13 protein-coding genes are annotated in these 22,022 nt (G+C 67.3%); 8 read left to right on the top strand and 5 right to left on the bottom strand.

Going from position 1 to position 22,022, the window contains the following annotated elements:
* Positions 1-156: 156 nt before the first annotated feature.
* Positions 157-1,302: an N-acetylmuramoyl-L-alanine amidase family protein gene (locus Poly30_RS26200; protein WP_419190692.1), complete on the bottom strand. Its 1,146-nt coding sequence runs from the start codon at positions 1,300-1,302 to the stop codon at positions 157-159.
* 100 nt (positions 1,303-1,402) lie between these two features.
* Here Poly30_RS26200 and lysA point away from each other — a divergent pair, with 100 nt between their 5' ends.
* The 4 genes from lysA (at position 1,403) to Poly30_RS26180 (ending at position 7,061) form a co-directional block, all read left to right on the top strand.
* A complete protein-coding gene (lysA, locus tag Poly30_RS26195) occupies positions 1,403-2,686 on the top strand; it encodes a diaminopimelate decarboxylase (RefSeq protein WP_145204830.1) in 1,284 nt (427 codons plus the stop codon).
* Positions 2,683-3,936, top strand: a complete 1,254-nt coding sequence (locus Poly30_RS26190) for a serine hydrolase (protein WP_145204827.1) — start codon at positions 2,683-2,685, stop codon at positions 3,934-3,936. The genes lysA and Poly30_RS26190 overlap by 4 nt, the downstream gene beginning before the upstream one ends.
* An 87-nt stretch (positions 3,937-4,023) precedes the next feature.
* Positions 4,024-6,384, top strand: coding sequence for an exo-beta-N-acetylmuramidase NamZ domain-containing protein (locus Poly30_RS26185; protein ID WP_419190691.1), 2,361 nt, complete (start codon positions 4,024-4,026; stop codon positions 6,382-6,384).
* Positions 6,381-7,061 (top strand): M15 family metallopeptidase, encoded by a 681-nt coding sequence (locus Poly30_RS26180; protein WP_145204822.1) that lies wholly within the window; start codon positions 6,381-6,383, stop codon positions 7,059-7,061. The genes Poly30_RS26185 and Poly30_RS26180 overlap by 4 nt, the downstream gene beginning before the upstream one ends.
* Here the strand turns inward: Poly30_RS26180 and Poly30_RS26175 are convergent.
* Positions 7,024-7,806 carry an endonuclease/exonuclease/phosphatase family protein gene (locus Poly30_RS26175; protein WP_419190690.1) on the bottom strand — a complete coding sequence of 261 codons (783 nt, stop codon included), beginning with the start codon at positions 7,804-7,806 and terminating at the stop codon, positions 7,024-7,026. The two genes, Poly30_RS26180 and Poly30_RS26175, sit on opposite strands and share 38 nt — an antisense overlap.
* Positions 7,807-7,995: 189 nt before the next feature.
* On the opposite strand from Poly30_RS26175, the gene Poly30_RS26170 reads away from it, so the two are divergent.
* Complete coding sequence (locus Poly30_RS26170; RefSeq protein WP_145204816.1) at positions 7,996-9,528, top strand: LamG-like jellyroll fold domain-containing protein; 1,533 nt, start codon at positions 7,996-7,998, stop codon at positions 9,526-9,528.
* Between the two features lie 151 nt (positions 9,529-9,679).
* Entirely contained in the window at positions 9,680-11,821 is a 2,142-nt protein-coding gene (locus Poly30_RS26165) for a HEAT repeat domain-containing protein (protein WP_145204813.1), read from the top strand.
* A gap of 12 nt (positions 11,822-11,833) precedes the next feature.
* Here Poly30_RS26165 and Poly30_RS26160 read toward each other — a convergent pair whose 3' ends face one another.
* Positions 11,834-12,721, bottom strand: a complete 888-nt coding sequence (locus tag Poly30_RS26160; protein ID WP_145204810.1) for a TFIIB-type zinc ribbon-containing protein — start codon at positions 12,719-12,721, stop codon at positions 11,834-11,836.
* Positions 12,722-12,994: 273 nt separating this feature from the next.
* On the opposite strand from Poly30_RS26160, the gene Poly30_RS26155 reads away from it, so the two are divergent.
* Positions 12,995-16,075, top strand: coding sequence for an RNA polymerase sigma factor (locus Poly30_RS26155; protein WP_145204807.1), 3,081 nt, complete (start codon positions 12,995-12,997; stop codon positions 16,073-16,075).
* Positions 16,076-16,338: 263 nt separating this feature from the next.
* Positions 16,339-17,514: a hypothetical protein gene (locus tag Poly30_RS26150; RefSeq protein WP_145204804.1), complete on the top strand. Its 1,176-nt coding sequence runs from the start codon at positions 16,339-16,341 to the stop codon at positions 17,512-17,514.
* A gap of 207 nt (positions 17,515-17,721) precedes the next feature.
* Here the strand turns inward: Poly30_RS26150 and Poly30_RS26145 are convergent, their stop codons facing one another.
* Positions 17,722-20,055 (bottom strand): transketolase, encoded by a 2,334-nt coding sequence (locus Poly30_RS26145; protein WP_145204801.1) that lies wholly within the window; start codon positions 20,053-20,055, stop codon positions 17,722-17,724.
* Between the two features lie 154 nt (positions 20,056-20,209).
* The gene (locus Poly30_RS26140) at positions 20,210-21,979 is read right to left on the bottom strand and encodes a hypothetical protein (protein WP_145204798.1); all 1,770 of its coding nucleotides are present in this window, start codon (positions 21,977-21,979) and stop codon (positions 20,210-20,212) included.
* Positions 21,980-22,022: the final 43 nt, after the last annotated feature.

Raw genomic sequence — 22,022 nt, 5'->3', positions numbered from 1 at the left:
CGGAATGTAAGGTCGCACCGACCCGTGGGAACCTTGAAAGCGATCCAGATGGAGACTGCGAGCGTCTCCGCGAGGGATGTTCGGGATCGTTCCTGCAGTCGGCCAGTAGTTCTGCCACTGGCAGCCTGTCGACCGCCGGGCTTCCGCTGGTGCGGCCTACGGAAGCACGGTGAAGCGCAATCCGTTGGAAAGTCCTACCGGGTCCTGTGGGAAGTAGAACGGATCGCGGAACCACCACTGGGCGAAGATCTCCTCACCCGCCTGGAAGCCACTCGACTGCATGAACGCCGTATCGAGGCTCAGCTCCAACCGGCCCGAGCAGTTCCCGTTGCCGAGGCCGAAGGAATACTGAACCGGGGTCCTGCGGATGCTGCCTCCCACGCACAAGGTGGCGCCAAAGAGCGGAATGGCGGCTTCCTGGCGCGACCAGATCAGAAGGCCGAACTGCTGACTCACGACGCTGTCGCAGGCGATGACGAAGTCGCTGTTCGCGAGCGAAGGAGTGCCGCTCGAGGTGATCGCGGGGACGCAGCCAGGGGACGCGAGCTTCGCCACGCAGTACGTGGTCGGACCGTCGGTCGGCACGCACGGCTGCAGGCCATAGTGACGCTGAAGACCGAAGAGGTGTGCCTTCGCCGAGCGCTCGACCGCGTCCGGGCTCGAGAGAACGGCCGCATCTCCCGGGTTCGACAGGAAGCCACCCTCGGAGAGTGCCGCCGGCATGAACGTCTCACGAAGAACGCTGAAGTTGGCCGTCTTCGATCCGCGGTTGAAGAGGCCCAGCGCAAGGATCAGCTCCTCCTGGATCCGATCGCGCATGTTCGCCGAGATCGTGCCCTCAGAAAAAGAAAACGTCTCCGTTCCGTTGGCGGAGGACTGCCCGAAGGCGTTGTGATGGATCGAGATGAACCGATCTGCCGCCCAGTTGTTGGCCAGGTCCGATCGAGCGATCAGCGAAACAGTGGCATCGGTCTCGCGGGTCATCAGCACTTCCCAATCGCCACCGCCGTTCGTGTCGAGTGTGTCGAGTTCGAGCAGCTCCTGAAGACGCAGGGCAACCGCGAGGTTGATCTCTTTCTCGACGATGCCGTTGCCGACCGCGCCCGAGTCCGAACCGCCATGTCCTGGATCGATCACGACGCGCACGGGTCCGCCAACGAATCCAGAGGTGTCGCCGTCCCCTGGAGCGGCGCCACTGGAGAGAGCTGCCAAAAGCGCGGCGCCACCGAGCGTCGCGACGACGCCGATGGCCTGATGGGGAAACCCAGCTCGATGGCCGGTGGTGTTGCGGTGGGAGTCCATACCCGCAGGATACTCCATCCTGGGAAAGGCATCCGACGAAGCCGCCCGGATAAAGGGCCGCCGCGCTTGACCCCTCCGTGGGCGCCGCCACAATCCGGCCGTGAAACAACAGCCTGCATGGGCGAGCGATGAGCAGCTCGCCGAAGTGGGGCGTCGATTCGGCACGCCTCTTTATGTTTACGATCTGTCTTCGATACAGAAGCGCCTTCTGGCTTTCTCTGGCTTCGATCGCGTTCGTTACGCGGTCAAGGCGAACCCGAACCTGGCGGTCCTCTCCGCGCTCCGTCAGGCGGGCGCTGTCTGCGATTCTGTTTCAAAAGGAGAAGTCGACCGCGCGCTCGCTGCGGGTTTTCTCCCCGGGGAAATCGTGTACACGGCGGATCTGCTCGATCGAGAGGCGCGCGACGCCGTGGCAGAACATCGCCTCCATGTGAACGCCGGCAGCATCACGATGATCGACCAGGTCGGCGACATCGGCGGCTTCGACTCGATCACGCTCCGTATCAATCCGGGGTTCGGCGACGGCCACGACCAGAAGGTGACGACGGGCGGACCAAACTCGAAGCACGGCATCTGGCACGGGTCGCTGCACGCCGCGCGCGAACGCGCCGCAGCCCGTGGCCTCGCGGTCACCGGCCTCCACGTGCACATCGGATCCGGCGTGGGGACCGACAGGCTTCACGACACGATCGCCGCCATGGGCCGCGCCATCGAGGTGTTCCGTGACACCGTTCAGACCGTGTCGTGTGGCGGCGGCATGTCCATTCCCTATCGGGACACCGACACGGAGTTCGACGTGCAGGTTCTGGCGACGGCCTGGAACGAGGCGCGCGAGCGCTGGTCCGCGGACCTCGGGCGCAGGCTCCACCTGGAGGTCGAGCCCGGCCGCTACCTCGTCGCCCAGTCGGGCGTGCTCTTGACCGAAGTCTGCGGCATCAACGACACCCGCACCCCCGGCGGCGATGGGTCCGACGGGTACACCTTCATTCTGGTCGACGCCGGATTCCACACGCTTGCGCGGCCGGTGCTCTACGGCTCCTACCATCGCATCACCGCGCTGGGGAAGAGCGGCGAGCCCACGCGCCCCCAGCTCGTCGCCGGCCCCCTCTGCGAGAGCGCGGATGTCTTCACGCAGGCGAAGGACAGCTCCCCCGCACCGCAGGAACTCCCGGAGGTGCAGTCCGGTGACCTCCTCGCGATCCACGACACGGGTGCGTACGGTGCGTCGATGGCCTCCTGCTACAACTCGCGTCCGTTGCCCGCCGAGGTGGTGCTGACCGAGGACGGAGAGGCGCATCTCGCGAAGCCTGCGCTCGACCTGACGCGCCTGATCGAAGAAGAGCGCGACGCGCTTCCTCATCCCCTGAGAGGAGCGGCCCGTTGAAGCCCGGGCTTTCCTCGGCAGCGGCCTTCTTGCTTTCGGCCGCGGCCTCGATGGGCTGCCAGGGCGCGCCTTCGCTCGAAGCTCAGCGCCACGAGCCAGACCTTCTGACCGAGCTCATGGCCGCCGACCCAGGGCGCTTCTCCAGCCTCCTCGCCACCGCGGACGACCAGAGGCTGAAGATCGAACTGGCGATCGTGGTCGAAGGCGAGGACGGGTCGCCGACGCTCGAGCGACACTCCTTCGACGCCGGCCCCGAGTACTTCTATCCTGCGAGCTCCGTGAAGACCTGCGCGGCGATCGCGGCTGCGCTCCAGCTCCGGGACCTCGGCGCCCGCTCCGGACTCGAAGGCGAGGTCAGCCTCGACACGCCGCTGCGCTTCCAGCCGCTCTTCGAAGGCGAGGTCGTGGAAGAGCAAGACGCGAGCCATCGCGACGGCGGCACCATCACCCTGGCGCACGAGATGCGCAAGGTGTTCCTCGTGTCCGACAACGGGGCGTACAACCGGCTCTACGAGTTCGCGGGCAACGCCTATCTCAACGAGCGGATGCGAGCGGCCGGCCTCGAGTCCACGCGGATCCTTCATCGACTCTCCGAGTTCCACGCGCCCGAGGATCAGCTCAAGACGCCGCGCGTCGAGCTTCTGCGCGATGGTCAGCCCATCGCGGCCGTTCCCGAGCGTGTGCGCGGGCTCGACGAGTCGAACGCCGCGCTCTCCGGCACTTCCATCGGACGGGGCTACATGCGCGGTGGCGAACTCGTGGAGGAGCCCATGTCGTTCGTTCAGAAGAACTACATTCAGCTTCGCGACCTGCAGGACATGCAGATCATGCTGCTCCGCCCCGACGTGCGAATCCCCGGCAGGCCGGCCAGCGCTGGATTCGCGCTGGAGCCCGACGACCGCGAGCTCATGCGCGCCGCGATGGCGGCCACACCGGGCGGTTCGACCGATCCCGTCTACGATTCCGAGGCGTATCCCGACAGCTACTCGAAGTTCCTCGGACCCGGCGTCTGGCGCGTGCTTCCGAAGGACGAGGTAACGATCCGGGACAAGGTGGGCCGGGCCTACGGCTTCAGCATCACGAACTCCGAGGTCACGGAAAAGAGCACCGGACGAGCGTTCTTTCTCGCTGCCACGTTGTACCACAACCCGAACGGAATTCTGAACGACAACCTCTACGACTACCCGGTCGCGGATCGGTTCCTGGAGGATCTCGGCGAGGTCGTCGCGCGCCACGTGTTCGGCGATTAGAGCCTCGCGCTCCTGTCAATCTCCTGTTCGCGGCGTGCGCGGCGCTCCCCATTCGGCGGCCGATCGCGCAAGCTGTCCGGCATGCTGATGAAATCGCTGATCCTTGCCTGTCTTGCCGCTCTCCCTCCCGCCTCGGGGCTTCCACAGGAGGCGATCGCCACACGCACCGCCGAAGCGGTCACGACCGCCCGCGGGCTCGAGAACGCGGCGGAGGTCGTCCGTGCGGCCGTCGCCGACGGATTGATCCCCGGCGCCGTGCTGCTCGTTGGCCGCGGCGACGAGATTCTCCTCGAAGAGACCTTCGGAGAGCGCGCGCCGGGCGTCCCGATGACGGCGGATACGGTCTTCGACATGGCCTCCGTCACGAAGTCCGTCGCGACCGGCGGCTCGATCCTGAAGCTGATCGAGGAGGGCAAGCTCCGCCTCACGGACCGCGTCGACGCGATTCTTCCCGACCTCGTTCCCGCGGACTTCGGCGGCGCGGCGACGCCCGTCACCGTCGAGCATCTCCTGCTGCACACGAGCGGCCTCGCGCCCGCGAGCGCCGTGTCGGACTTCGAGGGCCACGATAACGCGGTGGACGGAGCGATTCGGACCTTCACGGCGCGTCCGCTGCGGAGCGTGCCGGGTGCCGCTTTCGCGTACTCGGACCTCGGTTTCATCACCCTCGGCAAGATCGTCGAGCGCGTGAGCGGCCAGCCGCTGGACGTCTTCACGCGCGAGAAGGTGCTGTTGCCGCTGGGCATGACGTCGTCCTCTTTCGGACCCCTGGACGAAGAGCGGCTCGCCCGTACGGCGTCGACCGAGCCGGGCACGCCGCTCGGGGTCGTCCACGACCCGCGGAGCCGGGCCGCCAGCGGAGTGACCGGCCACGCGGGCCTCTTCTCGACCGCGCGCGACCTCGGCCGGTTCTGCGCGCTGCTGTCGGGGGCCACCGCGACCGACTCGTCCGCGCTCGAGGCTTCGACCGTGGCGCTGATGACGAAGGCTCGCTTCGTGCCCTCGCCGAAGCGCGACGTCGAGAAGGTCGCCGCTTCCTCGAACCACGCTGACCATGGCACGGCGCGTGCGCTGGCCCTCGACGTGCAGACGGGCTATTCCTCCCCGCGAGGCTCGCTATTCCCTCGCTTTCGCTCGTTCGGGCACACGGGCTTCACCGGCCCCTGCTTCTGGATCGACGCCCGGACCGACGTCTGGTACGTGCTCATGGCCAGCCGCCTCCAGGGAGGCAAGAATCCCTCGCTGTCGCCGCTCCGGCGTGCGACGGCGGACGCGGTGGCGTCGGCGACGGACGTCCACGCGCCCCGGCTCGCGCCTGCGGTACAGACCGGGATCGACGTGCTGGAGACCGAGGACTGCGCGCGGCTCGCGGGCAAGCGCCTCGGACTGATCACGAACGTCACGGGCAAGACTGCCTCGGGCAAGCGCACCATCGACGTGCTGCATGAATCGAAGAACGCGAACCTCGTTCGGATCTTCTCGCCCGAGCACGGGCTCTTCGGCAAGCTCGAGGGCAAGGTCGGCAACGCCACGGACGAAGCGACCGAGCTGCCGGTGTTCAGCCTCTACGGGGAAACGCGCAAGCCGACGCCGGAGATGCTAGAAGGGCTCGACGCGCTCCTTTTCGACATCCAGGACGTGGGCGTTCGCTACTACACCTACCCGTCCACGCTCGGCCTCGCGATGGAGGCCTGCGCAGCGGCAGGGGTCGAGGTGATCGTGCTCGACCGGCCGAACCCCATCACGGGGAGGCGAGTCAGCGGGCCGCTGACCGACGCCGATCGCCTCTCGTTCATCGGCTGGCGTCCCATGCCCCTGACGCACGGGATGACGATCGGGGAGCTCGGTAAGATGTTCAACGCCGAGTGGGGCGGCATCGGTGCCGAGCTGACCGTCGTGCCCATGGAGGGCTGGTCGCGCGGCATGTGGTACGAGGAAACGGGCGTGCCGTGGATCAACCCTTCGCCCAACATGCGGAATCCCACTCAGGCGGTTCTGTACCCGTGCATCGGGCTGCTGGAAGGCGCGAACCTGTCGGTGGGGCGCGGCACCGATGAGCCGTTCGAACTCTTCGGCGCGCCGTGGATCGATGGGAAGAAGCTCGCGGACGCGCTCCGCGCGGAGGCGCTGCCGGGCGTGGAGTTCACGCCGATCGTCTTCACCCCGGACGCGGCCAAGTTCATCGGGGAAGAGTGCGGTGGCGTCCATATCACGGTGGTCGATCGCGACGCCTTCGCGCCGGTCGCGGCGGGCATGGCGATCCTCTGGCATCTCAACGATCTGTTCGGCCAGGACTTCAACGCGGCGCGCGGGGATTCGCGACTGCTCTCTGCCCGGACCTTCGAAGACCTGATGGGCGCTGGGCACTGGCGCGAGATCCCGCCCGCGTGGATGGACGATGTCGATGGATTCCTGCACTTGCGTGCGCCCTACCTGCTCTACAAATGATGTGTTTCCTCACTCGATGGGCGGCGGGCGTGCTGCTGCTGGTTCCCCATGTGAGCTGCGCCGGTCCGGGAGTCGTCGACGATCCGGCCGCGGATCTCGACCTCGTGACCGTGGCCCCGACGGACGATCCGCTGGTGGAGGTGGCCTCCGCGGACCCGCGGATCCGGGTGCGGGCGGTCTACGCGACCCCTGACAACTTCGTCGGCGAAGCGCTCTATCCGGTGGGCAGGATCTACCTGCGCCGCTCGGCGATGGAGCGGCTTTCGCAGGTGCAGGACGACCTCGAAGCCGACGGGCTCGGGCTCCTCGTCTTCGACGGCTATCGTCCCTGGTCCGTGACGAAGCGCATGTGGGACGTCATAGGCGACCCTGACTTCGTGGCGGATCCGTCGAAGGGCTCCAGGCACAATCGGGGGATGGCCGTGGATCTCGCGCTCGTCGATGGAAACGGCCGCGCGCTGCCCATGCCCACGCAGTTCGACGCGTTCGTGCCGGAGGCGCGGGCCGACGCCGACGTGCTGGAGCCGATGCGCAGGAATCGGGATCGCTTGATCGAGGCCATGGCGGCCCACGGGTTCCGGGTGCTCAGCTCCGAGTGGTGGCACTTCGATGCGGACGGCTGGCAGGAGCGCTCTCTGCTCAACGTGCCGATCGAGGAGCTGGCGGGCGCGCGCTGAGCAAGACCGGGCGGTGGTCCGACGCGAGCGCTTCCGGGATCACCTCGTGTTCGACGACGGTCCACGCGCCGCGGGGGCCGAGCAGCACGAAGTCGATTTCCTTCACGGGTTCTGCCGACGGGAAGGTGAGCGGCGCGAACGGCTTTTCGGGGCAGTCGAAAGTGGTCTCCAGGAGCGGGAGCACCGGCGAGTCGCGCTCGGAATTGAGGTCGCCGGCGAGGACGACGGGAGCCGAGTGGCCGCGGTAGCGATCGACGAGGAACTTCGCCTGGGCGAGGCGCTGTTCCTCGGTCATGACGAGATGCAGCCCCGTGACGGTGATCGGCGCGCCGTGGAAGTCGATGTCGAGTTCGAGGCAAGAGAGAGCGTTCGGCCCCGGTGGGAGTTCGACCACCTCGCTGGCGAGGATCGGCCATCGGGAAAGCGCAGCCATGCCGTAGAGACCGCCGCCGAAAGGACGAAACGCGCCGAACCGTGCTTCCAGATCGAGGGCATTCCCGAGGGCGGCGGCCTGGTTCACGCTCCCCGAGCGCGTGCATCCCTGGTCCACCTCCTGGAGCAGGATCACGTCCGCGTCGAGCGGCCGAAGGACCTCGGCGATCCGTTGGAGGTCGACCGCACCATCCATGCCGTGCCCGTGCCGGATGTTGTAGGTGACGACCCTCAGGGCAGGAGGTTCCGTCTCGACACCCGGGGCCATGCACGCGTTCAATCCCGTGGCGCAGAGCGTGAACAGGAGGGCCATTGGACGTATCGGGCAGCGCATGGGTTCGGTTCGTGTAAGTAGGACTGGGCGATCTTGAGGCGTGGCGAAGTTCTCATGCGGTCGGGGCTTCCCTTGACGATGCGACCCCACGGAAGGCGTGCTATGGTGGCCCAGGCGCCGGGGTTCCTCGGCGCCCCTTTTCCATCCTGCAACCCTTCACCGAAATAGATGAGACTGACTCTCGCTTCTTCACTATTCCCCGCCGCTCTCATCGCAGGTGTCGCCTCCGCACAGGTGATGAACGACGATTGCTCCACGGCCCTTCCGATCTCGATCGGTCTCACGACCTTCGATAGCGCCGTGGGCACCGGAGCCACCGACAGCCTTCCGGCCTACACGTGCGAGCCCACCCAAGGCCGCGCGGACATCTGGTACTCGTTCAACGCGCCGAACAACGCCGTCTATCTCGTCGAGCTGTGTGGCACGACGTTCGACACCGTGCTGGAGGTGCTCGAAGGCGCCTGCGGTAGCCAGACCGCCATTGTTTGCAACGACGACACCTGCGGCACCCAGAGCATCGTCTCGTTCCAGGCGACCGCCGGCACGACCTACTACATCCGCCCCGGCGGATGGGGTGGCGCCACAGGAATGGGCATCATCAACATCGAGGAGATCATGCCCGTGGCTCCGCCTGTGCTCGCGGGGCACTGGACCCTCGACGAGCCGGGCGCCATCGCCAATGACTTCTCGGGCAATAACCAGCCTGGCATTTACTCCGCCACCATGAACAGCCAGCCCGGCATCGCTGGCAACTCGGTGCGCTTCGACGGGACCAGCTCCTACGTCGAGATCACCTCGGCGCCTGCGCTCGACGCTCTGCGCTACGACTTCACCGCCATGGCCTGGATCAACGTCGATCAGACGCCGACCGGTGGTATGCGGATCCTCAGCAACGACGGCCCCAGCGGTAGCTGGTCGTTCTCGGTCAGCCAGTTCGGCCTCAGCGCCACCACCCACGCCGTCCTCGACTACGGCGCCAACCCCGGCGTCCTCGTTCCTGGAACCTGGCACCACGTCGCCATCTCCATGAGCGAGCTGGCCGACGTCACGTTCTACTTCGACGGTGTCCAGTCCGGCAACGTGGCGATGGGCGAGGAGTTTGCCCGCGACCCGAACTCGACCTGGTTCCTCGGCGCATGGGACCCGAACTTCTCGATTCCGCAGTTCTTCAACGGTCGCATGGACGACGTTCAGGTCTACGCGGGTCAGCTGAGCCCGGCGGACATCGCCATGCTCTACGCGAACCCGGGCACGACGCTGGGCGGCGGCTTCATCGGCTCCCAGTACTGTGCGACGGTTCCGAACTCGACCGGCGCTTCGGGTGAGTTGACGGGTGCTGGCAGCGTTCAGGTGAGCCTGAACGACGTGACGCTCGTCGCGTCCGATCTTCCGGCGCTCTCCTTCGGCTTCTTCATCGTGTCCCCGAACCAGGGCTTCGTGATGGGCCCGGGAGGCAGCTCGGGCAACCTGTGCCTCTCTGGCCAGATCGGTCGCTACGTCGGCCCGGGTCAGATCAAACAGTCGAATGCGATGGGTACGTTCCAGCTCGGAATCAACCTGGGCGCGATCCCGTCCCCGACGGGCTTCGTGAGCGCGAACTCCGGTGACACGTTCAACTTCCAGACCTGGTATCGCGATACCAACGGAAGCGGCGGCACCACGTCGAACTTCACGAACGGCCTCGAGATCACGTTCTTCTAAGCAGAAGTACGCGGCCTCTCGGGCGGCCCCGCGAGCACCTTTCGAGGGGCTCGCGGGGCCGCGCCTCATTTCGGGAGGCCTCTACACCGTCGCGCCGCGCGTCCAAGGCCCTGTGACCCGGTCCGGGTGGTCGGCTACTCGCCGCAATCCCATGATCCGATTCTTCGTCACGTCACTCGCCGCACTGCTGGCCCTCGCGCCCCCGTCCGCTTCGCTCCAGGGGAGTACCGGCGCCACCGGTGGCCCACTCGGGAAGGGCATCCTCTGCTATGGGGGTCCACCGGCCCCCGAGTTCCCTGCGGGCTTGCCAGCGGAACCAAAGATTGGCCCCCCGAGCAAGCCCGCCGAAGGGGGGAGTGAGGCCGGTGACACGGGAGGACTCCTCGGCGGAGCTTCGAATCCTCCTCGGTCGCCGGGACCCGGGGCCGGGCCGCCGATCGGTACGCTCGATCCCCTGCGTTGGGAGCTCTGGTGGCGGCTGGAACGCGACGAGTTCCTGGATCTGCGCGACACCGTCAGGCGTAGGCACGCGATGGTGACGAGCGGGCTCTCGGCCGTCGTTCGGGCGGATCGGCCGCCTTCCCGCCGCATGATCGATGCGTCCGTCGTGCCAGCGCTGCTCGGGGTTCTGAGCGGCGAGGAGAGCGACGAGATGTGCCAGTCGGCGCTCATTGCTCTCGCTCGCATCGGTGGTCAGGGTCCCATCGTCGGTCAGGGTCCCTTCGTTGGTCTGGGCCTCGGCATCGAGCCCGCGCTCACCGCTCATCTCGCCTCGCGCTCCCAGGTGGTCTCGGAGACCGCAGCCCTCGCCCTCGGCATCTTCGGCGAGGGAACCAGCTTCGAAACACTCGCTGAGCTGCTCGACGGGACGGAGGCGGGCGCCGCGCTCTTGGGCCGCGGCGAGGTCCCCGACCGCACACGGGCTTTCGCGGCCTTCGGGCTCGGCGTCCTCGCGTTCGATACGGCGGACGTGGCGCGTCAGCAGGAGGTGGCCGCGCGACTCCTCGATACGCTTCAGACACCTTCGACGAGCGCCGAGGTGCCCGCGGCGGCGATGCTCGCGCTCGGCCAGTGCAAGCTTCCCCTGGCCGTGACGCTTCCGCCGGCTGCCCTGCGCTCGCACCCCGACGTGGAGGCCCTCGTGTCTTCTGCGGGGATGGCCCGGTGGCTTCTGACCCGCCTGGGCACGTCGGAGCGCGACTCCACGATCACCTCGCCCAAGGAGCGGGCGTTTTGCCTCACGACGCTGGCGAAGTTCGCGTCGGACCGCGACGCGGCGTTGCGTGACGATGTGCAGAGGCGTCTTCGTACGGAAGCCAGCGATCGCCGCCGCTCGTCCGACGTTCGCAGCGCTGCGCTCGTCGCGCTCGGCGAGCTGGCCCGTTCGGGCAAGGGCGAGGAGGACGAGGCGTCCATCCGTTTTCTGGAGCGAATGATGGCGACCGGTCAGCCGATGGAGCGCCGCTTCGCCGCCATGTCGCTGGCGCAGGCCTCGGCCCGCGCCGGGTTCGGCGACGATCCCTTCCAGAGCGCGAGCGCGGCGGCGCAGCTCCTGCGCACGCAGAGCCGGAAGGGGAGCTGCCTGGAGCGCCCCTGGGCCGCGCTGGCCCTCGGGGTTCAGGCCTTTCAACTCCATCAAGCGAGCGCTGGTGCGCCGGGCGTGCCAGCTCCGGCCCGCGTACTTCTCCGGCGGAAGGAGCTGCTCGCCGAGCTGGCGAACCAGCGCAACGTCACGACCATCGGCGCCTACGCCCTCGGTGCCGCGCTGCTTCACAAGGGTGCCGACCCGGCCGCTCGAGGCAAGGCTGGCGAGGTCATGCTGGAGGCTTTCCGGCGCATCGGTGAGCCGGAGGCGAAGGGCTACCTGGCCCTCGCGCTCGGACTCGTCGGGCACGAGCCCGCGAAGGACGCGCTACTCGACTCCCTGCGGGAGTCTCTCTCGCGGCCGGACCTTTGCTGGCACCTCTCCGTGGGGCTCGGGCTGATCGGCGACGTGCGGCTGACGCCGACGCTGGTGGAAGCGCTGATCGCGGCGAAGTCCCACGGGACCCGGGCTGCGATCGCGGTCAGCCTCGGGTCGATCGGGGACCGGCGCGCTGTCGATCCATTGCTCGCACTCGTGGAAGATCGTTCGATGCCGAGCGCCACCCGTTCGATGGCGATCGTGGGCGTCGGGATCCTCTGCGAGGAGAGCGCGCTTCCCTGGCGCAACCCGATGGCGCACGCGTTGCCCTACTCGGCGATGACGTCGACCCTCGGTGGGCAGTACCACGCGATCTTCGACATCCTCTGATGCGCCCCTGGGTCAGTCCAGCCAGAAGTAGTCCGAGATCGCGTCCAGGAGGACGCCCAGGAAGGAACTCGAACTCTCTCCCGAGGTCTGAGGCTCCTTGCGATACTTCGGGACGCGGGCGGTGATCGGCGGAGGGAGGTTCCGCGCCGGAGAGCTCGCTCCCGACGCGGCGATCGAGCTGCGTATGAACGCGAGGACGCCCTCCAGTTCGCCGCGATCGAACCAGACGCCGTGATCTCGACAGAGGTCGATGACGATCCGGCTCGGCCTGTCTTCGAACCGGAACTGACGGCGCTGCATGAGTTCACCGCAGGTGAGGCACGGCACGTAGGCGGAGACGGCGCCTTCGGGAGCGCCGAGTGACTCGAGCTTCTTCCGGGCGCCGTCCGGACCGACCTCGCCGCGGTGGACGGCCTGACGTAGGTTCTGCATCATCCTTTCGAACGTGTCGCGTGTGCACCAGGTCCCTCCGCAGCCGCTTTCGCCGCCACACTCGACGACTTCGGCGTCGGGCAACAGGTGAATCCGAAGCTCACCGCGGCATCGCGGACACGCTCCTCCGTGGGGAAGCGGCGGAACGGCGGCGGCGCGCAGGCTGACCCCGCACTGGTTGCAGTGCACGGAGTCGTTCGGAAGCCGCTTCGCGCAGACGGGGCAGAGGGTGGTGACCTCGCGCTCTTCCGGCGCGAGCGCGGCGAGGCAGAAGCTGCATGACGTGTCGCCCTCCTGAAGGACGCCTCCGCAGCGCTTGCAGGCAAGTCCTCGGATCTGCACCAGCTTCGGCTCGCTCACGATATGGACGGCGTCGCAGACGCATTGGACCTCGTCGCCGATGGCCAGCGCGGTCACGTCGAGCTGGCGCTTGCACTGGCCGCAGGAAAGCAGGTGGATTCTCTTCATCGTTCGATGTCCCTGGCGCATCCGCTGGAGCCGCGACGGCGTCGTTCGGGCGTGCTGGTGGTCCTTCTTTCGGCCATCATTCGGGCTGGCCGTCGGTGGGACGTCCTCCACGCAGGGTACTGGATGATGGTGGGGCTCCCTGCGCTGAGGGTGCGGTCTTTGGAGCTACAGTGACCCGCGCAGAGGGCTGCCTGGTGGTCGGCACTTCGTTTTCCTGCGATTTCCCCGAACGATCGCGTGTCGCTCGTACTCCAGCGTTGGAGACACCTGATCATGAACACACTCGACATCGAAGCCATCTTGAGCCAGGACGAATGGCTGCGGCGCATGGCCCGCAGCCTCGTCCAGGATCCCCACGCAGCCGACGACCTTGTCCAGGAGGCATGGCTAGCCGACCTGCAGGCGGGGCGGGCTGCGCGAGACAAGCGGTCCTGGCTCAGCGTCGTTCTCCTTCGAGCCGGCTCGAAGGCCTTCCGCTCGGCGCGGAACCAGCGCGAGCGCGCCGAGTCGGCGGCCCATCTGCGCGAGCAGGAGGCGCCTGCGACCGACGAGGTGGTGGGGGACAGGCAGCTCAGGAGCCTCGTGGCCGAGGAGCTTCTTGCGCTGCCGGAGCCCCAGCGGACGGCGCTGCACCTCGTCTACGTGGCGGATCTCTCGGTGACGGAGGCCGCGGGGCGTATGGGCGTCGCGAAGTCGACGGCGAGTCAGCGCGTGGACCGTGGGCTCGAGATGCTGCGGCAGCGCATCGATGCGGCCCATGGCGGAGATCGTCGCTCGTGGTGCCTCGCCCTGCTCCCGTGGGCTGCGCCTCGGAAGGAGACCGCGGCGGCCGCGGCGAGTTCGGCGACGGTGGTCACGGGCTCCATCGGGAGACCTGCGGTCTTCGGTGCCGCGGCGCTCGTAGCCGCCTCTGCGCTGGCGGTGGCCTGGGTCTGGGGTTCGTCGGCTCCTGGAAGCGCAGGGCCCGCGACTCTGGCGGGAGCGCCGATGTCTACGGCCTCTTTGGCTCCGGTCGCGAACCTCGCGGCGCCGGGGCCAGATCCCGCGCGGTCGGCTGCGGCGGCGCCGACGACGCGGCCCGCCATGGACCGGACGGCGCGCATCAGCGCTCGCTTCGTCGACGACGAGGGCCAACCCGTTCCCGGCGTTTCGTGGAGCCTCAGTGGGCGAACCAAAGGCGGGGCCGACGAGTCCAATCAGCAGGTCCAGGAAGCTCCCGAGGACTCACTGGAATGGGAGGATCTCGCGGGCGAGCTCGGCCCCGACGGGAACATGGAGGTGTCCTTCGACGTTCCACTGAACTACCGCTTCTACCTCGAGGTCAAGGCCCAGGGACGTGCAACGGCAGCATGGCGCTTCGACGCCATCGAAGCCGGGAACGACAAGCGGCTGGGGACGCTGGAGCTGGAGCCGGGCCACGCCCTCCGTGGCCGAATGGAGTCACCGACGGGCGAGACGCTCTCCGATCGATCGTGGGGCGTCGTCGCTGAATCCCGACGGGCGGACACGATGTTCGAGCGCACCTCCACTCGCCTGAGAGCGGTGGTGCCCGAGGGGCAGAGCACGTTCGAGGTCTCGGGGCTTCCGGCGGGGGAGGTCGAGTTCAGCTTCTACTCCTCCCAGGGAGAGCGGACGCGCGAGCCAGAGGTCGTCACGCTGCCCGTCGTCGGCACCGAGCCCTGGGCGTTCCCGGTCGACCTGAGCGCCACCGTGAGCAGCAGCCTGCGGCTCTCCTTGAGTCGGCGCGTCGGTCCCTTGGATCCCGCGATCGCGCCCGAATCGTTCCAGGCGACGGCGGCGGACGGCACGGTGCTGGAAGTCGTGGCGCTGGACGATGCAGGTTGGACCTTCGAAGTGCGGGACGCGGCTCCCGCGCCGATTTCGGTAACCCTGACGGACCCGCGCTTCGAGCCATGGTCGGCGGAAATCCAAGAGACCGGAGAGATCAAGTCGGTGGTACTGCTCGGTTCGGCCAGCCTCGAACTCGACGTGCGCGACGCTGGGGGGAACCCGGTCAGCCTCTACTCGGTCGCGCTCGCAGAGACGCTCGCACCGGGTCATTTCTCGAGCTACGTGAATCCGGTGCACGACGGCAAGGAAGAGCTGCCAGGTGGCGTCATCGAGCACGTGGTTCCGCGCAGCTACCGACTGTTCGTTCGGGGCGCAGCGGGGGAGAGCACGGTGGCTCTCGAGAATCTCCAGCCCGGCGAGCGCCGCGTCGTCAGCCTCACTCTGGAGCCGCTCTCCGCGATGACCGGTACGGTGAGCTATCCGGACGGCGAGCCGGCGATCGGGGTCAAGGTCTACCTCGTCCGGCCTGCGCAGATCGATGATTCCCCTGCGAGCATGATGATGCTGGGGGGCGGCGCTGGCTACGGCGGGGAGGAATGGCGCATGTCCGCGGCCGAAACGCTGGCGGACGAAGAGGGTCGCTTCGAGATCGACCTGCCTGACGCGGGAAGCTACTACGTGATGGCGGACCGGCCCGGCCGAACGTGGGTGCTGAGCGACCTTCGGACCGCGCAGGACCATGGGGAGCCGGTCCATTTGATCCTGCCGCGCGGAGCGACGCTGGAGGGCACGATCGAGCTGCCGGCGCATCTTCCGACGGGCGGCTGGGCGGTCTACCTGGGCATCGCGGACCCGCGGATGGCGGGATCACCCGGCTGGCGTGCGCCGGAACTCGACGCCAACGGAAAGTTCCACGTGGAGGGAATCCCGGCGGGCGAGACTCTCGTCGCCATCACCCGCGAGCGCGTCCGCTCGTGGTCGAGCTTCTCCGGACCGCCCGCGGCCAGCTTCGTGATCGGATCCGTTGTCCTGGAGGAGGGCGAGGTGCACCAGGAGAGCTTCGGCTTCGTGAACGGAGCGCCCGTCGCGGTAAGCGCCGAGCTGCCACCGGCCTCGGGAGCCGCCTCGAGCGCGCAGACCTCCGTGTCCTTCTATCGAGTGGACGGCGAATCACCGCGTCGACAGGGTGGAATCAAAGGCCCAGCCGACGCCCTGGGGAGCTGCCTCCTGGAGCCAGGTGAATACGTGGCGAGCGTCGTCCAGGGCGACGCGGCCGTCCTGAATGGCCCTGTCGTCACGGTCCCGGAGACCGCGGCCCACGTGGTCCCCGTCGGGTTGACGGTGACGGAGCATCGCCTGCGCGTCTTCGTCGCGGAAGAGCCGCTGGCCGGTCAATCCGTCGAATTCCGCTCTCCCGCGGGGCCGAGGGCGAGCTTCGAGACGGACGGCGAAGGCTGGCTGACCATCCGTCTGGACGCCGGTCCATTGAAGGCGAGATGGCGCATGCAGCAAGCGGAGCTCAGCTGGCCACCGACCTCGGACATGCTCTCTCTGAGGCAGTAGGGACGGGGGGACCCGGTCATCGACGACGACCTCTTGGCGGTACCGAACCTGGCGGTACCGAACCCGACCCAAAGCCGCCACGTTTCGAAACGTGGCGGCTTTGGATCGGGTTCAGGATCGTCAGATTCAGGACCGCGGGGTGAAATCGACCAGGAATCCGGCGTTCGCCGGTGACAACCAACCCCGCGTGAGCTCTCGCTGCATACGCCCCGATTCAATCGATCTTCTCCCACAGGCTGCGAGAGATCCACCAGGCTGGACCCATGCTCATCACCGCCCCCTCTCTCCTGGCGACGGCTGCGCTCGCCCTCTTTCCGTCTTTGCCGAGTGATGTCCACATCGTCGCTGCTGACGGCTCCGGTGACTTCTCGACCTTCTCAGCAGCCTACGCGGCTGCGGCGGAAGGCGACGTCCTGTACGTGACCGATCAGCCTTCGACCCAGTGGATCGAGATCGACACCAAGGGCGTCACCGTGATCAACACCGATCCTGACTGGCGAAGCAGCCGGTTGAGCGTTCGAAACATCCCCGCTGACTCGAGAGTGGTGCTGCGTGGGATCACTTTGGGCACGCACGCGAAGTTCTTGTTCTCCCATTGCGAGGGCCCGATCGTGCTCGATGGGGCGGAGACCTATGGACTCGTGCCGATCCTCATCAGCGACCACTTGATCAAGGACTGCGATGCCGTCTCCATCCGCCAGTCCCTGATCTATCCTGGCTACGCCTATGGCGCCTACGCGCCCTCGTTCCCCGGTCTTCGCATCGCTCGTTCCAACGTGCTGATCGACAACTGCGAGATCCGTGGGCTTTCCGGGGAGTGGGGCTGGAGCGGTGGGTTCTGCCAGACGTGCTGCGGCGACGGATCGGCGGGTTCGATAGGCCTGGAGGTGAGGGACGCCAGCCATGTGCGCGTTCACTCCTCCGTCATCGCCGGAGGAATCGGAGGTCAAACGCCTGGCATCTATTGCTACTCGGGCGTCTCTGCTCCTGCGTATATCATCGACTCGACTTCCATCGTGGTGTTCGCCGACGTGCTCACGATGGCGCAGGTCCCAAGCGTCGGAACGCCAACCATCCTCGCCGACGCGCCTCGCACCTTCCGCTTACCGACGAGCGTCACCGCGGGCGCGCCCTTCCAGACAAGAGCGTTCGGGGTGGCGGGAGACACGGTCTATGCCCTCGTCGGCTCGAACCTGACCCATGTTCAGCTCGGAGACACCGCTGGCGTACTCCAGGTAGCGGACTCCCACGGCCGACGACGCCTGGGTTCGCTTCCACCAGGCGGCGAGAACACCTACACGTTCCCGTCACCGGCGCTCGCCCAGGGCGAGGTGCTGTCGGTGCCGATTCAAGCCGCCTTCGTCGACGCGCTCGGACAAATCCGCCTGGCTCCGGCGGACTTCCTGGAGTTCCGCGGCCCGGGCGTTCCTATCTGGTAGGTGCAGAGCGACGTGGTCCTGGGAGTCTGGTGCAAATTGGCGGTACCGAACCTGGCGGTACCGAACCCGACCCAAAGCCGCCACGTTTCGAAACGTGGCGGCTTTGGGTCGGGTTCAGTACCGCCAGGTTCAGTACCGCCGATAGAAAACGGGAGGCCACTCGATGCGAGGGGCCTCCCGTTTCAAGCGCTCCGTTGAGCGGTTCGCCTACGCGTAGTGAAGGCGACCGAGGCGCTCTTCGCGGTCGCTCGCGAAGCGCTGGATGCCGATCATCAGGCTATCGGGGTCGAGCTTGGCCTCGGCGACCACCTCTTCCAGCGAGCCACCCGTGCGCCAGCGGTCGTCGTGGTCGCTCGTCATCGCGTACTGCTCGGCCACCTTGCTGGAGAGCCACGGGTGCATGCCGATCCGGGAACCGTTCGAGATGACCGTGCTGTCGAGCCAGTCGGACTTGTGGAGGACCGAGTCGCGGTACTCCTTGTCCTGGCGCATGAAGAGCTCGTAGCTCGACGTCGCGATGAGCTTGCAGTTCGGCGCGCTGCCGTCATGGAACTTCGGCAGGAGCGAGATCATCGACTCCATCGTCGCCGTGCCCTCGATGATGAGCGTGCCTTCCTTCGGACGCTTCGGATCGTAGTCGCGCAGGACGTAGGCGCCCTTCGCGGCTTCCATGTAGCTCGGCATGCCCAGGGCCGCGCGGTCCGGGACCACCGTCGCCGGGCGCGTGAGGTGCAGCGCGATGATCGGCACGTCCGTCTTGAGGGCTGCGGCGAGGGCGGGCGCCAGCTCGTTGTGGTTCCACGGGCGCAGGTTGATGACGTGCCCATCGGGGAAGAGCTGCGTCACGACCGGGCTGAAGATACCGAAGTGGGTGCGGCTGTCCTCGGCGGTCTCCGGGCCCGAGTGGCCGGCCACCCAGATGACCTTGCCGACTTTGAGCTCACAGTCCTGGGCGAGCTGGCTGAAGAGGCGCAGCATGCCGTACTTCAGGTAGCTGAAGCTGCCGTACGTCGAGCACGCGCCCCAGTAGCCGAGGAAGTTCTCCTCCGGCTTGTCGCTCATGTTCACCGTCGCTGCACCGGCCACTAGCCCCGCGTTCGTGAACTCGGTGATCTGCTGGGGGAGGAGCGAGCCCTCGGTGTTCGAGTTGCGCTCGTACCAGCCGAAGTTGGGCTTGTCGCCGAAGTTCTTGGCAAAGCCGGAGATGGCGGTCGAGTCCGCGAGGTCCGCGGAGCAGGCGAGCACGAGCGGGCGGCCCATGCGCTCCTTCGCCAGGCTGTTGACCCAGGCGCCGAACTTGGCGAATCCATCCTTGTTCGCGCCCTTGGCGCCGGGCTCCAGGAACAGCTCCTTCGGCAGCTCGTCGAGCCAGGCGCGGTCCTCGGCCATGTTGACTTCCGAGCCGAGCTTGAAGCTAGCGGGCTTCGCCGGGACCGACTCGCCGAGACCGATCAGGGTGTTGGCCACGTACTCCGCGAGACCTTCCGTGTCGCGCAGCACGCTGAAGACGGTCTCGAACCAGCCCTTCGACTGCTCGCGGCAAGCCTGCTCGCCGGGATCGGTCGTGTCGCCGTGGCCCTCGAACGTGACGCCGTACTTCTTCGCGAAGTCCTCGCGGCACTTCCAGAACATCTCGGAGTTGCGGCCGTGGGACTTGCCGTGGGACGCCGCGTCGAACACGCCGTAGCCGCGGCCCTTGCGCGTCTTGAACCAGACGCAGCCGGGCTTACCCTGCGTGTCCTCGGCGTGAACGATCTCGACGAGCGCCTTCGTGATCTGCTCGTAGTCGTGGCCGTCCTCGGCGCCGGCGACGCGCCAGCCGTAGGACTCGAACCACTCCTTCGGCGTCCCGTACGCGACCTCGGAGTTCGCGAACGCGTCGATGCCGTGGTCGTTCCAGTCCATGAGGTAGATCAGGTTGTCCAGCCCGAGCCCGTAGGCCGAGTTCTTGACCTCGTGGTGGCAGCCCGCGGAGTGCCCGCCCTCGCCCTCGACGGCGAACACCTTGGCGTCGGAGCCGGCGTGCTTGAGCGCCATCGCTTCACCGAGCGCGGCGGGCGCACCGTGGCCGCTGGGGCCGGTGTTGAACTTGAAGAACATCGTCTTCCCCTCCATCTCGGCGTGGCCGGGAAGGTGTCCATGGTGGCGAAGCCAGAGCAGGTCCTCCCAGACGAGCTGGCGCTCCTTGGCGTTCGGGACGAGGTACTTCGCGTCGCCGGTGCGCTCATGGCAGATGCGGAGCGCTTCGTTGTAGACCGCCAGCATCGCGTAGGTGCCCGGGTTGCAGTGGCCCGCGACGAGAACGTAGCGATCGCCGAAGGCGAGCTCCGGCCGCCGGATGTCCCAGCGCATGCCCGCACCGAGGGTGCTCGCGACCATGAACGGGACCTTGGAGCGGGAGCCGCCCGGGTGCCCGCTCTGGCGGATGTTCAGCATCAGATCGATCGACTGATCGATGAGGTCCCCGACGATCTCCCACTTGCCGAAGTGGGGGCGGAGTTCGTCGAGGGAGGGGCGTGGGCTTGCGGTCGTCGTGGTCATGGGTGAGATTCGCCGTTCTGAGGTGGGCGGCTGGGCCATTTCGAGGCCGGAGATGATAGCCGCTCGGGCGACGGCGACACGAAGAAGGGCCCGGACCCGCGCGCGAGGCGCGGGCCCGGGCCCCTGGGACACGGTCAGGCTTGATTCTGGCCGTCTACTGGCGGCGCGGGGCGCCGAGAACCTCGGACCGGAGCTCGTTCAGTTCGGCGCGCATGGCCTGGACGTCGGCCTGGATCTGACGAGCGAGTTCGAGGAGTTCGGCCTCGGCGGCGACGGCCGGGGCCGTCGCGGGCGGCTGGCCCGCGAGAACGTAGGCGGTCTGGGGGCCCACCAGCATCAGACGGGAGCCACTGGCGTCCGACGTGGACATCTGGCTGCCGAAGTGGGGCCCGGCAACGAAGCGGTCGTCCCGGGGGGCTTCCTCCTCGATCTCCTCGATCTCGTCCTCCGCGCACTCGTCGTCACAGCACTCCTCGTCGTCACAGCCTTCGCCGAACTCGAACTCGACGTCGAAGTCCATCTCCAGAATGTCCTCCAGGCCTTCGAGCGCTTCCAGTGCTTCCAGATCGATCGTGGCGCCGAGGGCTTCGAAGTCCATGTCGGCAATCTCACCCAGCACCATGCCGAACGGGAACTCCCCTTCCTCACCGGCAGCGGCCGAGAAGAACCCTTCCAGTTCGGAGAGATCCAGTTCCTTGCCGTTGATGTTCACCGAGAAAATGGGCTCCTCGCCGGTCTTCATCTCGGCGCGTCCAAAGACGTGAACCTCGTGGGACTCCGCCTCGTGCGGCCGACCCGGAAGCGCGGGGACCGGAGGCGTCGCGCCGAAGAAGACGTTACCGGTGGACGTCTTGAGCCCCTGAACGGCGCCAGGAAAACGCATCCCTTTGGATGTTGTGATGCTGGATCCACCGCTGGTGTGGATGTGGACATCGCCCTCCTCGACGTGGATGTTGAAGGTATTGGGTCCTCCAGCGCGGATCCCCGCACCGGTTCCACCGGAGCCGGGCCCACCGTCCATTCCGAAGGGGCGCGGTCCGGACCCCGGGCCACCGGACTTGAAGCGGAAGACCTGGGGCTTCTGGCCCTTCGTCCCGATGACCCTTTGCTCGATGATCTCTTCGATGACGTGCTCCGTGTCGCCGTTCGCTTCCTCCTCGAGGCGAAGGATGACCGCTTCGATCTCTTCGCCCTCGTCAGTCTTCCACTCGAACGTTGCGTGGGACCCGTCCTTCACGCGGCCCTTCATGCTCTTCGTCCAGACCTTCAGTGCCTCCTTGGAGCGCTCGCGCGCCTCCTCGGATCTCTCCATGGCCTCCTCCCGAGCTTCCTCCGCGCGCTCCATGGCTTCTTCGCGCATCTCTTCGAGGCGTTCGCGAGCTTCCTCTCGTTCTTCCATGGCGCGCTCGCGCATCTCCTCGACGCGTTCACGCTGCTCCTCGAGGCGAGCACGTTGCTCCTCGGATCGAGCGCGCTGCTCTTCACTTCGAGCCCGCTCTTCTACGAACTCGCGCTCGATGGCGCGCTTCTCTTCTGCGCGCGAATCGCGCTGTCGCGATTCTGCCGAACGGCCACCTTCGGCGCGGCCCCTTGGCTCGCCGCGGCCTGCGTTCTTCATCTCCTTCTGCATCGCGTCGAGTTCCTTGCGAAGGCGCGCGATTTCTTCCTTCAGACGGGCCGCGTCTTTCTCGAGTCCTTGCTGACCGTCCTGGCGAAGCAGCGCCACGTAGGGAGTCGCTGGAGGTGCCGGAGCGAGAGGGACATTGGCGAGAGGGACACTGGCGCGAGGGACACTGGCCAGACCGACGACCGGTGGAAGCAGGGGGACGGGCGGCGCAGGGGCGACGGGGTCCTCGAGGGCTCCATGGAGCGCGGGGGTGAGTCCGAGAGCGCCGAGGGCGCAGGTAGCGAGTGTCAGTTTCATGGGAGTTGGAGGCGCTGGTTCGCGCCCGTTCAGGGGACGGCGG

It is taken from the genome of Saltatorellus ferox, assembly GCA_007751475.1.
Lineage (GTDB): Bacteria > Planctomycetota > UBA1135 > UBA1135.
The sequence above is the reverse complement of the archived record's forward strand: the minus strand, read 5'-3'. Positions and strand labels throughout refer to the sequence as shown.

What these genes read in the sequence shown, in the direction of transcription:
- Poly30_RS26200 (WP_419190692.1), bottom strand. Translation starts at nt 1,302, where the DNA reads ATGGACTCCCACCGCAACACCACCGGCCATCGAGCTGGGTTTCCCCAT.
- Poly30_RS26185 (WP_419190691.1), top strand. Translation starts at nt 4,024, where the DNA reads ATGAAATCGCTGATCCTTGCCTGTCTTGCCGCTCTCCCTCCCGCCTCG.
- Poly30_RS26180 (WP_145204822.1), top strand. Translation starts at nt 6,381, where the DNA reads ATGATGTGTTTCCTCACTCGATGGGCGGCGGGCGTGCTGCTGCTGGTT.
- Poly30_RS26175 (WP_419190690.1), bottom strand. Translation starts at nt 7,806, where the DNA reads ATGGCCCTCCTGTTCACGCTCTGCGCCACGGGATTGAACGCGTGCATG.
- Poly30_RS26170 (WP_145204816.1), top strand. Translation starts at nt 7,996, where the DNA reads ATGAGACTGACTCTCGCTTCTTCACTATTCCCCGCCGCTCTCATCGCA.
- Poly30_RS26165 (WP_145204813.1), top strand. Translation starts at nt 9,680, where the DNA reads ATGATCCGATTCTTCGTCACGTCACTCGCCGCACTGCTGGCCCTCGCG.
- Poly30_RS26160 (WP_145204810.1), bottom strand. Translation starts at nt 12,721, where the DNA reads ATGAAGAGAATCCACCTGCTTTCCTGCGGCCAGTGCAAGCGCCAGCTC.
- Poly30_RS26155 (WP_145204807.1), top strand. Translation starts at nt 12,995, where the DNA reads ATGAACACACTCGACATCGAAGCCATCTTGAGCCAGGACGAATGGCTG.
- Poly30_RS26150 (WP_145204804.1), top strand. Translation starts at nt 16,339, where the DNA reads ATGCTCATCACCGCCCCCTCTCTCCTGGCGACGGCTGCGCTCGCCCTC.
- Poly30_RS26145 (WP_145204801.1), bottom strand. Translation starts at nt 20,055, where the DNA reads ATGACCACGACGACCGCAAGCCCACGCCCCTCCCTCGACGAACTCCGC.
- Poly30_RS26140 (WP_145204798.1), bottom strand. Translation starts at nt 21,979, where the DNA reads ATGAAACTGACACTCGCTACCTGCGCCCTCGGCGCTCTCGGACTCACC.